11 protein-coding genes are annotated in these 11,883 nt (G+C 46.5%); 9 read left to right on the top strand and 2 right to left on the bottom strand.

Annotated elements, in window-relative coordinates:
• Positions 1–211: 211 nt before the first annotated feature.
• The 9 genes from AAFP14_RS07120 (at position 212) to AAFP14_RS07080 (ending at position 10,236) form a co-directional block, all read left to right on the top strand.
• Complete coding sequence (locus tag AAFP14_RS07120) at positions 212–1,018, top strand: hypothetical protein (RefSeq protein ID WP_341731595.1); 807 nt, start codon at positions 212–214, stop codon at positions 1,016–1,018.
• Between the two features lie 4 nt (positions 1,019–1,022).
• Positions 1,023–2,552 (top strand): glucose-6-phosphate dehydrogenase, encoded by a 1,530-nt coding sequence (gene zwf / locus AAFP14_RS07115; RefSeq protein WP_341731594.1) that lies wholly within the window; start codon positions 1,023–1,025, stop codon positions 2,550–2,552.
• A 265-nt stretch (positions 2,553–2,817) separates the two neighbouring features.
• The gene (gene opcA / locus AAFP14_RS07110) at positions 2,818–4,182 is read left to right on the top strand and encodes a glucose-6-phosphate dehydrogenase assembly protein OpcA (protein WP_341731593.1); all 1,365 of its coding nucleotides are present in this window, start codon (positions 2,818–2,820) and stop codon (positions 4,180–4,182) included.
• A 275-nt stretch (positions 4,183–4,457) separates the two neighbouring features.
• Complete coding sequence (locus AAFP14_RS07105) at positions 4,458–5,984, top strand: cobyrinate a,c-diamide synthase (protein WP_341731592.1); 1,527 nt, start codon at positions 4,458–4,460, stop codon at positions 5,982–5,984.
• Positions 5,985–6,072: 88 nt separating this feature from the next.
• Complete coding sequence (locus AAFP14_RS07100) at positions 6,073–6,567, top strand: ureidoglycolate lyase (protein WP_341731744.1); 495 nt, start codon at positions 6,073–6,075, stop codon at positions 6,565–6,567.
• Positions 6,568–6,765: 198 nt separating this feature from the next.
• The gene (locus AAFP14_RS07095; protein WP_341731591.1) at positions 6,766–7,683 is read left to right on the top strand and encodes an FkbM family methyltransferase; all 918 of its coding nucleotides are present in this window, start codon (positions 6,766–6,768) and stop codon (positions 7,681–7,683) included.
• Positions 7,684–8,005: 322 nt separating this feature from the next.
• The gene (locus AAFP14_RS07090; protein ID WP_341731590.1) at positions 8,006–8,464 is read left to right on the top strand and encodes a KGK domain-containing protein; all 459 of its coding nucleotides are present in this window, start codon (positions 8,006–8,008) and stop codon (positions 8,462–8,464) included.
• 117 nt (positions 8,465–8,581) lie between these two features.
• Entirely contained in the window at positions 8,582–8,758 is a 177-nt protein-coding gene (locus tag AAFP14_RS07085) for a DUF4089 domain-containing protein (RefSeq protein WP_341731589.1), read from the top strand.
• A 14-nt stretch (positions 8,759–8,772) separates the two neighbouring features.
• The gene (locus AAFP14_RS07080; RefSeq protein ID WP_341731588.1) at positions 8,773–10,236 is read left to right on the top strand and encodes an AtzE family amidohydrolase; all 1,464 of its coding nucleotides are present in this window, start codon (positions 8,773–8,775) and stop codon (positions 10,234–10,236) included.
• A gap of 2 nt (positions 10,237–10,238) precedes the next feature.
• Here AAFP14_RS07080 and rpsU read toward each other — a convergent pair whose 3' ends face one another.
• Together rpsU and prfB are read right to left on the bottom strand one after the other, a co-directional pair.
• Complete coding sequence (rpsU, locus tag AAFP14_RS07075; protein WP_006632476.1) at positions 10,239–10,433, bottom strand: 30S ribosomal protein S21; 195 nt, start codon at positions 10,431–10,433, stop codon at positions 10,239–10,241.
• Between the two features lie 159 nt (positions 10,434–10,592).
• A protein-coding gene (gene prfB / locus AAFP14_RS07070; protein WP_341731587.1) for a peptide chain release factor 2 occupies positions 10,593–11,706 on the bottom strand; the annotation gives its coding sequence in 2 pieces (ribosomal slippage) (positions 10,593–11,633 and positions 11,635–11,706; 1,113 coding nt in all).
• Between the last annotated feature and the right edge of the window lie 177 nt (positions 11,707–11,883).

Here is an 11,883-nt window from a genome sequence, read left to right as displayed (position 1 = left end):
AAAAGTGAGACCCATGGGTCTCAAAAATCCCAAAAAGAAAAATCAACTATGATTTTGGTTCCTCAATCCTGAGTTTTGAATCCCGAACCGGGAAAAGTGAGACCCATGGGTCTCAAAAATCTCAAAAAGAAAAATCTAGTCGATCCTCTAGCACGACTCTCCCCAGAAAATCTAACTCCAATTTTCCATCTACAGCCGCTGAGAAATTGCTATGCCAAATACCAATACCTTACTAAAAAGCGAGTATCCAACCGACCAACTTGATGCCAATGAACGGGCTAGGCTTCAAAAACTGGAATCGATTGTAGAAAATGGACTTCAAACTTTTTACGAAGTGGGTAAAGCCCTTGACGAGATTCGAGAACAGAAACTGTACAGGGAAAGCCAAAAAAGTTTTGAAGCTTATTGTCAGGATAAGTGGGGCATAGTAAGACGGACAGCAGATAGATTGATAGGAGCGGCACGGGTAATCGAAAATTTGACACCCATGGGTGTCAAAATTCCAGCCCACGAGCGCCAAGTCCGTCCTCTAGCAGGATTATCGCCTGAACAGCAACTCGAAATTTGGCAAGAGGCATTAGAATCATCGCCGAATGGTATGCCTACTGGTGCAGCAGTTCAGCGCTTGGTTGACCAGCGATTTCCATCATTAGGAAGCGGGCGAACGCCTAAAGATACTGATTCTGAACTGGAGAAATTGCGATCGGACAATAAGCGGCTTAGAGAGGAAATCCGAGAACAAAACAGAGAGAGGGATCGGCGTGCTGCTGCTGTGGCGTGGGAAATGGAGCAACTGCGAGCCGAAAACAGGCAGTTGAAAGCTGAATTGCTACAGCGCGATCGAGATTGGGAAGTCCGTCTGGCGGTTGAGAGAAGAAAAATTCGAGAAGAAGTTAGAGCTGAACTCAAGGCAGAATACGAAGGACAGATTAACTCCCTGACCGAACAACTAGCAGAAATGACAAACAATTATCAAGCTGTACTCGCAAGACTCACAGCATTAGAAGGAGCAAAATAGAAACATGGTAACAATACTTGAAAACCCGCTGCGGGTAGGTTTGCGAAAAGAACGAGTGCCGGAACCGCAAATTCTGGTAATCTTCGGAGCTTCCGGGGATCTCACCCAGCGCAAACTCGTACCAGCAATTTATCAGATGAAGCGCGATCGACGCCTGCCACCAGAAACTACCGTGGTGGGAGTGGCACGCCGCCCTTGGAGTCACGATTACTTCCGAGAGCAAATGCGGGAAGGCGTTGAAGAATTTGGTGGTGGCATTGCCAATGAAGAATTTTGGCAAGATTTTGCTCAAGGTTTGTTCTACTGTCCAGGCGATATTGATAACCCCGAAAGCTATCAAAAACTGAAAGCTTTTTTAGGGGAACTTGACCAACAAAGGAGAACCCGCGGCAACCATATATTTTATCTTTCCGTTTCCCCCAACTTCTTTCCCGAAGCAATTCGGCAACTGGGGGCAGCCAAAATGCTCACAGACCCCCTGAAGCACCGCTTAGTAATTGAAAAACCCTTCGGCCGCGATTTAAGTTCGGCAAAAGCTCTCAATCGAGTAGTGCAGCAGGTTTGTCAAGAACAGCAAGTGTACCGAATCGACCACTATTTGGGCAAAGAAACAGTTCAAAATCTGATGGTGTTCCGGTTTGCGAATGCAATTTTCGAGCCACTGTGGAACCGCCAATTTGTCGATCACGTACAAATTACAGTGGCAGAAACAGTAGGGGTAGAAGACCGAGCCGGTTACTACGAATCCTCTGGGGCTTTACGGGATATGCTCCAAAACCATTTGATGCAGATTTTTTGTCTGACAGCGATGGAACCGCCAAACTCCCTAGACGCTGACAGCATCCGCACCGAAAAGATGAAAGTTTTGCAAGCAACACGGTTAGCTGACTTGCATAACTTAGAGAATTCTGCAATTCGCGGACAGTATTCCGCCGGCTGGATGAAAGGCAAGCCAGTGCCCGGATATCGCACCGAACCAGGAGTCAATCCTAACTCAATGACACCTACTTTTGTGGCGATGAAGTTTGCGATCGACAACTGGCGCTGGCAGGGAGTACCTTTTTACCTACGCACCGGCAAACGATTGCCCAAAAAAGTCAGCGAAATAGCGATTCAGTTCCGCGAAGTGCCACTGTTAATTTTTCAGTCTGCTGCTCAACAAACCACTCCTAACGTGTTGACGATGCGCGTCCATCCCAATGAGGGGATTTCACTAAGGTTTGAGGCGAAAATGCCAGGACCTGATTTAAGAACGCGGACGGTGGATATGGATTTCAGTTATGGTTCTTCCTTTGGGGTTACTTCCTCGGACGCTTACGATCGACTTTTGATTGACTGTATGTTGGGCGACCAAACTTTGTTCACCCGTTCTGATGAAGTAGAAGAAGCTTGGCGGGTTGTCACACCAGCACTCATGGCCTGGGAAGCACCGAGCGATCCCGCCCTAGTGCCTCAGTATGAAGCAGGTACCTGGGAACCCGCCGAGGCAGAATTGCTAATTAATCGAGACGGCCGTAAGTGGCGCAGACTGTAATAGTCATTAGTCAGCAGTCATTAGTCATTAGTTTATTGGTCAGCACCAGTCATTAGCGATTAGCTAAGAACTGCTAACTAAGAACTGCTAAGGAATGGCAATTTAATAACTTAAACAATCTCGATCTTTCAATCCTTGCCTGCAAAGCTAGCGGGCGTAAAGATGCTGAAATTATTAAATTTTCATTCCTAACTAATGACTAATGACTAATGACTAATGACTAATGACTAATGACTAATGACTAATAAAAAAGGAGAAAAAACCGATGACTATGACACCGCTGAAAGCTCCACCTCTAGTTTCGCTACAAACTCCTAAAGATGTTTCGATCGACCAAATAGAAGCCGAATTAGCTAAAATTTGGGAAAGTTACAGAGAATCGGGGTCAAACGGCGATTTTCCGATCGCCACTAGAGCGACAACATTTACGTTTGTAGTCTACGAACCCGAAGAAACTCAGCAGCTATTAGCCGATCTGGGCTTTTACGACGGGCCGATTGATGGCATCACCGGGCCGATGACGGCATCTAGCATCAGAGCTGCTCAAAAAGCCTACGGCTTGCCGAGAACAGGCAAACCTAATGCTGAATTGCTCGCCACTTTGCGGGAAGAAGTAGCCCGTAAAAATTCCAATGGCAGCAAATTAGGTCCAACGGGTTTCGGTTCAGGAGGTTCCGCTGTAGCTGACGCGATAGTCGCTGCTAATCCCTGCCGGATTATTGCTCTGTGCCCGATGCTGGGAGAAGATACGGGCGTACAGGCTCAAGTCGCTGCTTATTGTCCGGTTCACAAAGGTGGTACGGGCAATTTGGTCTGCTGTGAGTACATTACGCTCCGGGGTACCGAAGCTGCTCTGGAACGAGTGAGCGGTGTGGTGACAGCGCTGATGATTGCGGATTTGCCGAAATTATTGTGGTGGAAGGCAACGCCCGATGCCGATCGACATTTTTTCCAAAAATTGGCAGCCACCAGTAGCTCTGTAATTATCGATTCCAGTTGCTTTGCCGAACCCGAAGCCGAATTGCTGTTGATGCAAAGCCTGATTGAAGAGGGAATTCCGATCGCGGATCTCAATTGGCGCAGGTTAGCTGCGTGGCAGGAATTGGCCGCTGAGGCTTTCGATCCACCGGAACGTCGCGCGGCAATTCGGGAAATCGATCGGGTGACAATCGATTACGAACAAGATAATTCGACTCAAGCGCTGATGTATTTGGGTTGGCTAGCCAGCCGACTTCAGTGGCATCCTGTGGCCTATAAACAAGAGGATGGTGACTACAAAATCAAGCGGATTCAGTTCGCAGGTGCTGATGGAAGGGTTGTAGAGGCAGAGTTAGCTGCGATTCCGACTGCGGATACGGGTGATGTCCCTGGGGATTTGATTGCTTTGCGCTTGAATTCTACTAACCCGAATGCTGACTGCGGTACGGTGCTGTGTTCCGAAACCGGTGGCTGTATGCGGATGGAAACTCATGGTGGCGCTCAAACCGATCGATTTAACCAGGTGACACCCCTGTTCGATCAAGTGACGGAACAGTTGCTGGGCCAGCACTTGCAGAGTTGGGGCCGAGATGTGCTGTACGAAGAAAGTTTGGCTGTGACGGCTCAATTGCTGAAATTAGCTCAGCGGTAAAAACAAGTTCGGCAACGGGCAATGTATTAGTTAAGATTTAGTGGGGCAGACGTTGCCTGCCCTGCTTTTCTTTTCTTCCTTCGTGTTCTTTGCGTCTTTGCGGTTCGTCTAATAGATATTATTCGATGGGGAATACTCAGATGAATTATGATTGCATAGAAATAATTAAACCGCAGAGAACACAGAGAACGCAGAGAGAGAAAAGAGAGATGAATTAGATATCAGAATTTGATCGATTATCAATTGTCAGTATTTTTTATGATTAATCTAGGGTTATGGCTTTAGTAATTGCGGGCGAACGCAGTGGTGCCGGGAAGACTACTGTAACGATCGCCCTTTTAGCTTATTTAATCCGCCGCGGCTTGAATGTTCAATCTTTTAAGGTAGGCCCGGACTACATCGATCCGATGTTTCATGCTTTTGTTACCGGTCGCCCCTGTCGGAATTTAGATGCAATATTAACGTCTGAATCTTACGTGCAGGAGTGTTTTTACCGCCATATTCAAGATGTGAATTGTGCCTTGGTGGAAGGGGTAATGGGGTTATTTGATGGGGTGAATCGAAGGAAGAAGGAAGAAGGAAGAAAGAAGAAGGAAGAAGGAAAAGAAGAGTTCAATTATGATTTTTCGTTTGCTTCTACGGCTCATGTTGCTTCTTTGCTGAATTTGCCGGTATTGCTGGTGATAGATTGCAGTAGACTTTCGGGCTCTGTGGCTGCGATCGCCCACGGTTTTCGCTCTTTTGACAAAAACCTGAATTTTGCTGGTTTAGTGTTGAATCGGGTGGCGAGCGATCGACATTTGGAGTTGCTTACAGATGCTCTCGAACCCCTAAATTTACCTGTTTTGGGAGTGTTGCGACGGGATGAGGCGGTGACTATTCCCGATCGCCATTTAGGCCTGATTCCTGCTGAGGAGTTGCCGAATCTGGAGGCTGCGATCGACAAGTTGGCTGATTTGGCTGCTGTGGCTTTTGACTGGGAAAAACTGTTGCCAATGCTGGCTGCTACTTCTGATGAGGGGGGTGAGGGGTCTGAGCAACTTTTGGGTAGATACAGTCTCCCTCACTCAATCTTAACTAAAAAAAATGATTGTGTCAATAGTTTGGGAAAACAATTTGGAGTGAGGATTGCGGTGGCGCGCGATCGGGCTTTTAATTTTTACTATCAGGACAATCTGGATTTATTGGCCCAGTTGGGTGCGGAGTTGGTCTTTTGGAGCCCCCTTGATGATGCTGTGTTTCCTGATGATATTCAAGGGTTATATTTTGGGGGCGGTTTTCCTGAAGTTTTTGCCCAGGAATTGAGCGATAATGTGGTGATTAGAAAGGCGGTAAAAAGTGCGATCGTTGCGGGAATGCCGACTTATGCCGAATGTGGGGGGTTGATGTATTTGTGCGATTCGATTGTAGACTTTGATGGCAATTCTTGGGAAGGGGTGGGAGTGTTGCCGTCTACTGCTGAGATGGGAAAGCGTTTGACTTTGGGATATCGAGAAACTGTGGTGGTGAGAGATAGTTCGGTGTTAAGTTCGGGAGATCTGGTTTGCGGGCATGAGTTTCATCGATCGCACTTGACTGTGGAACCGAGTGAGCCAGTTTATCATAGTTGGAGATACGGGAAGCGCGGTCAAGTTGAGCAGGTTGGTGAAGGTTGGGGAGTTAATGGAGTTCATGCTTCTTATTTGCACTTGCATTGGGGGGCGAGGCCTGATATTCCGGCTCGGTTTTTGCAGCGGTGTGCTGAGTTTGATGGTAAGGGTGTTTTGGGGGATGGAGAAAGTGATTTAGATTTTTTTCTTTAACCACAGAGGGCGCAGAGAACACAGAGAAGGGAGGGAGGAGTATTTGTATTATATTGTTGATGAAATGAGTGAGGGGATGTTGGGATTTATGAGCGAATCAATTTCGACTAAGCAGTTGTTTGCACAATGGGTGACTCCGGAGAATTTTCGCAGTTATGGTCAAGTTATTTCTGCGAGTTTTGATGGTAAGTCTTTTGATGCTGGGGATGCTCTGTTGAATTTGCAAAATGGCATTCCTAGATTCTATATTATGCGACTGCAAAATCCAGGTCGCAAGTTTGGTAAAATTACGCGACACGTTGAATGTACGCAGTGTTTGGGTTCTCTGGAAGGGAAGGATTGGTTGATTGCTGTGGCACCTCCTTGTAAGGGCGATCGACCTAGTTTGGAGGAGCTAGCTGCTTTTCAGGTTCCTGGTAATTGTTTTATTAAGTTGGAAGTGGGAACTTGGCACGCGGGGCCGTATTTTGAGGGGGATTTTATTGATTTTTATAATCTGGAATTGATCGATACTAATATAGTTGACCATTTTAGCTATGATTTTGTTAAAAGTCACAAGCTGGATTTTGAAATTATCTGTTGAGTCAAAAAATATGCTCTGGCTTTGATATTATCTCAAATAGCTTTGAGCTAGCTGTTTCAGGATTTTGAATATTTTGGGGAGGTTTAATATCTATGATATCAATTCCGGTTGTATCTGAATGATTTAACCGCGAAGGCGCGAAGTACGCGAAGCAAGAGAAGAGAGAGTTTAATAATTCCAATGAAGAGAGGATTTTATATGAATTATCCACTGTATTCTCTTTTGATTTTACCCTATACGCGATTAGAACTCCCTGGATGGGGAAAACTGATGAGTCTGATCGGGCTATACCAGGACGATTGGTGGAAAAATGCTCCTATACGGGAGATGCGAGGGAAGTTACACGGTTATCGGATGGCGATGGATCTTTCCAAGTGGAATGATCGCATGAGCTATTTTTTGGGTCGTTATTATGATTTGCCAACACAACTTTTAATCCAAAATTCTGTACAGCCTGGGGACAGCTTTATTGATGCGGGCGCGAATACAGGTATGATTACTCTTTTGGCTGCGTATCATACAGGAACAGCGGGATGCGTACACGCTTTTGAACCAAATCCTCTGGCATTTCAACAATTGCAAGCTGCGGTAACAGATAATGAATTGCAGCAAGTTTTTCTGCACCAGTGTGGCCTTTCTGATGAGGAAACTGAACTAACACTGACAGTGCCTACAGATGTTACTGGTTTGGGTACTTTTGCTGAACTTCCGGCAAAAGATCGCAGTTTGATTTCCAATCAGTATCGAGTACCAGTGTATCGCGGAGATGAGATGTTGCCTGATAATCTTCCTGGTGCTACTTTTATTAAAATTGATGTGGAGGGGTTTGAGGTGAATGTGATTAAAGGTTTCTCCCAAACGCTGCAAAAATTTTGCCCTGGGGTGTTGACGGAAGTTGTAGGAAGTCATCTGGAACGGGCTGGTTCTAGTGTGGCAGAACTTTTCTCTGTGATGGGTGGTTTTGGCTATGAAGGTTTGAATTTGGAGGTGCAACGGCATGGTTTTGGCGATCGGCTAAAATTGTCTAAGGCGCAAGTAGGAAACACGACTGATGATGTGGTTTGGCTGCATTCTGAGAGTCCTTTATGCGATCGCCTCAGACAGTGGATGGTATAGGGCATTGGGCATTTGTACGCTCGCGAAACAGCCTCTAAAAATCTGTAGCTAATCAAGTTATGAAAATTCGTTGTATTGCTAATATTTTTATGATAAGCTAACCGACCAGGAAGAGGTGGAGGTTGAGATTTTTGAGAAGGTTAAGGAATTGATGGATGCTGAGGATTTTGATTTGCCTCCGCTGGATGTGGCTGTTGAGAAGTTGCGGGAAACTGTCAGTGTTTGAGTGGGAAAAGTGCGAGAGTCAATTTGTTTTGTTAACTAGCTTGACTCAGATAGCTTGAAATGGTATCAAATATAAAGCAGAAATTTGTGAAATAAAATGGACGAAAAAGTTGCAATCAATAGAAGCTATGAGACACTAGACGGCGATGATGATGTTTTGTTATTGGGTCAAGCTACTTTTACTGTTCGTCACTTGAAAGAGCTAGCAGCTAGCAAGTTTGATTATATGCTATTTTATCTGGAAGCAGAAAAGGAGTCTCGCAAGCAATCAATATATTATTGGATGCAATCTCTGTCGATTAACGAAGAAACAAAAATTCGTGCAGGGGATATAAACTGGAAATCGCCTCAAGAAGGAATTGATTGTCAAATTCTCAAGATAGGTTCAAGAGGTTGGCAAAAAGGAAAGCTTAAAATAGAAGTTAATAGAAGTTTCCATTCGGCGCAAACGCAGACATCTATAAAATTTTGTCCTGATGAACCACCCGAACAAAAATCGCCTCTAGATGATATCAGACAATCTGAGGAATACAAAAAACTGAGCAATAATAACTGACAGCCCGATCGCCCTTACAATACAATAATCGATCGCACCTATATCTGAATCTTAGATTTTCAACCGCAGATGAGGGCGGATGTACGCGGATGAACGCTGATGTTTTTAGGATGGACTATGATAAATATAGAAGAATATGTCGATCGCACTGCCGAACTGATAAACTTGCCCTTAGACCCAGAACATCGGCCCGGTGTTGTGGTAAACTTCGAGAGGATAGTGGAAATTGCCCAACTCGTTACAGAATTCCCTTTACCTCCAGAAATAGAAGCAGCGCCAGTGTTTGAACCTTAGATTTTAAACCGCAGATGAATGCAGATGTTTTTTTAGATAAGGCGGATGCGGTTGCTACGGCAGCAGCGGTTAAAAGCGGTAAGATTACGGCTACAGCGGCGGTTAGTGCTGCTTTGGAACGGATTGCTGTTGCCGATCGAACTTTTAACTGTTTTACTAATGTGATGGCCGATCGCGCGCTGGCGGATGCTGAAAAAATAGATAGTGCGATCGCAAATAACGAAAATCCAGGCCCGTTAGCAGGTGTACCCTTCGCTGTCAAAAACCTCTTCGACATCGGCGGAATTACCACCCTAGCAGGCTCAAAAATCAATGCTGACAACCCTCCGGCTACCCGTGACGCGGCGGCGGTAGCTAGACTCAGACAAGCGGGTGCGGTACTCCTAGGTACTCTTAACATGGATGAGTACGCCTACGGTTTTGTCACCGAAAACAGCCACTACGGGCCCACGCGCAATCCCCACGATACTGCGCGGATTGCTGGCGGTTCCAGTGGCGGTTCCGCCGCCGCCGTAGCTGGGGGTTTAGTACCCATCACTTTGGGCTCGGATACTAACGGTTCCATCCGCGTACCGGCTGCTTTGTGCGGTGTTTTTGGGTTTAAGCCTACTTACGGTCGTTTGTCAAGGGCTGGCGCTTATTTGTTTTCTAGCAGTTTGGATTGCGTGGGGCCCTTTGGGCGATCGCTCCGAGACATGGCGCTGCTGTACGATATCATGCAGGGGCCCGATGCCGATGACCCGGTTTGCACCAAACGCCCCCCGGAACTTTGTTTGCCGCAGTTAGATCGAGGAATTGCCGGATTGCGAATTGCGGTTGCTGATGGGTATTTCACTACAGGGGCCGAACCGGAAGCATTGGATGCAGTAGAAATAGTTGCCCAAGCCTTGACAAATGTGCTTAATTGTGGTAAAGAGACAGTAAAAACAACAACAAACCCCCCGAAAATTGGGGGGCTTGCGACTGTCAGCATACCGGAATCCGATCGCGCGCGGGCTGCTGCATTTATGATTACCGCCTGTGAAGGGGCAAATTTGCATTTAGAGAATTTGCGATCGCGCCCTCAAGATTTCGATCCGGCGACGCGCGATCGTTTTTTAGCTGGAGCTCTAATCCCGGCAGCTTGGTACTTGCAAGCGCAGAGATTCAGACATTGGTATCGCGATCGCCTGCGCGAAATATGGCAACAAATAGATATTATTCTCGCGCCCGCCACTCCGATTACTGCCCCTTTAATTGGCATCGAGAAAATGGTAATAGCCGGACAAGAAACAAGAGTGCGTCCCAATCTGGGAATCTTCACCCAACCCCTATCATTTATTGGCTTGCCGGTACTTTGCGTGCCCGTTAAGCGCCCAGGGGCTTTGCCCTTGGGGGTGCAAATTATTGGTGCTCCCTACAGCGAAGCGGTGATTCTCCGAGTCGCTGCGGTACTAGAATCCCAAGGAATTATATCTGCCGAATCAATTAGCCCGTAATTCTAGGGCTTGTTGTTGCGGTGGAAGCGTCTTTTTGTTCTTCTAGCAATCGCTTTGCGCTTTTGCTTTTCCAAGGGGGTTTCAAAGTGGCGGTGCTTTCTCATGTCAGGGAAAATTCCCGCTTTGGAAACTTGTCGCTTGAACCGTCGTAGGGCTGACTCAATCCCTTCGTTTTCGCCGATTACAACTTGGGTCATTCTTTCTCCTTAGTGTTTGTGAGATCGATTTTTATCATATCAAGGTTTTCGCCGCGCGATCGCCCAAAACCCCAACATTATACCAAATATGTTGCTATTACCACTCTTTAGTCTGCGGAGGCGGACTTTGGTTGTGTAGGCCCGAATTGATTCGGCGGGTTAATTTTCGACCAACTGATTTTCCTGGCGGAGGTAAGCTTGAATAAATGGGTCTAATTCACCGTTCATCACATCTTGGATCGCAGTTGTTTCCACGCCAGTCCGCACATCCTTGACCATTTGATAGGGGTGAAAAACATAGTTGCGAATTTGCTGGCCCCAAGCCGCCTCCACGATGTCGCCCCGAATTTCGGCAATTTCCGAGGCCCGCTGTTCCTTCGCAATCACCAACAGCCTGGATTTAAGCAAGGCGAGGGCTTTTTCCTTATTTTGCAACTGACTGCGTTCTTCGGTACAGCGCACGGCTAAACCGGTGGGAAGGTGAACAATACGCACGGCCGTTTCTACCTTGTTAACATTTTGCCCGCCCTTGCCACCTGCGCGGGAAGTGGTGATTTCCAGGTCTTTTTCGGGGATGTCTAATTGTACTGAGCGATCGAGTATTGGCATCACTTCGACACCGGCAAAACTGGTTTGACGCTTGTCGTTAGCATTGAAAGGCGAAATTCTGACCAACCTGTGAGTGCCTTTTTCCGATCGCAAATAACCGTAAGCGTAGCGGCCGGCAATTTCCAAAGTTGCAGATTTTATGCCTGCTTCTTCTCCTTCAGAAATTTCGGTTAAATGTACTTTGTAACCTTGACTTTCTCCCCAGCGCGTGTACATCCGCATCAGCATTTCGGCCCAATCTTGAGCATCGGTACCGCCGGCGCCAGCGTTAATTGTCAAAACAGCGCCGCTTTGGTCGTAGGGCCCCGATAGTAACTGTTGCAGTTCCCAGGAATCGAGTTCGTGGCTTAACTGAAAAAGACTGGATGTGGCTTCTTGGAATAGGGATTCATCAGCTTCTAACTCTAGCAATTCTAAAACTGCTCTAGCGTCTTCCAAGCTAGTTTGCCAACCGTGATATTGCTCTAAGTGAGATTTGAGGTCGTTAAGTTCTTGGAGAGTTTCTTGGGCTTGATTTTGGTCGTCCCAGAATGCTGGTTGAGCGGCTATTTGCTCTAAATCTTGGATTTTTGCGGATAGTGCGGGGATGTCAAAGATAGTCCTGGGTTTTACCCAGGCGATCGGACAATGTTTCGATGTTGTGTTTGATATCTAGAATTTCCACTATTAGTCCTCGTGGTTTTGAAGTGTCTTGTTTATTATAACTGAAATGGGGATATTTGAATAATTTGTTTGACGATCGACTAATTGAGTCGGGGGTTCCCTTGAGAATTCCATCCATTAAATCCCTTGAGCAAATCCGTTGCCGAACTTCCTGATTAGATATACTGCAAACCCCGTT

This window comes from Microcoleus sp. EPA2, from assembly GCA_020882975.1.
Taxonomy (GTDB): Bacteria; Cyanobacteriota; Cyanobacteriia; order Cyanobacteriales; family Microcoleaceae; genus Microcoleus.
This window is presented reverse-complemented; position numbering and strand designations above follow the sequence as displayed.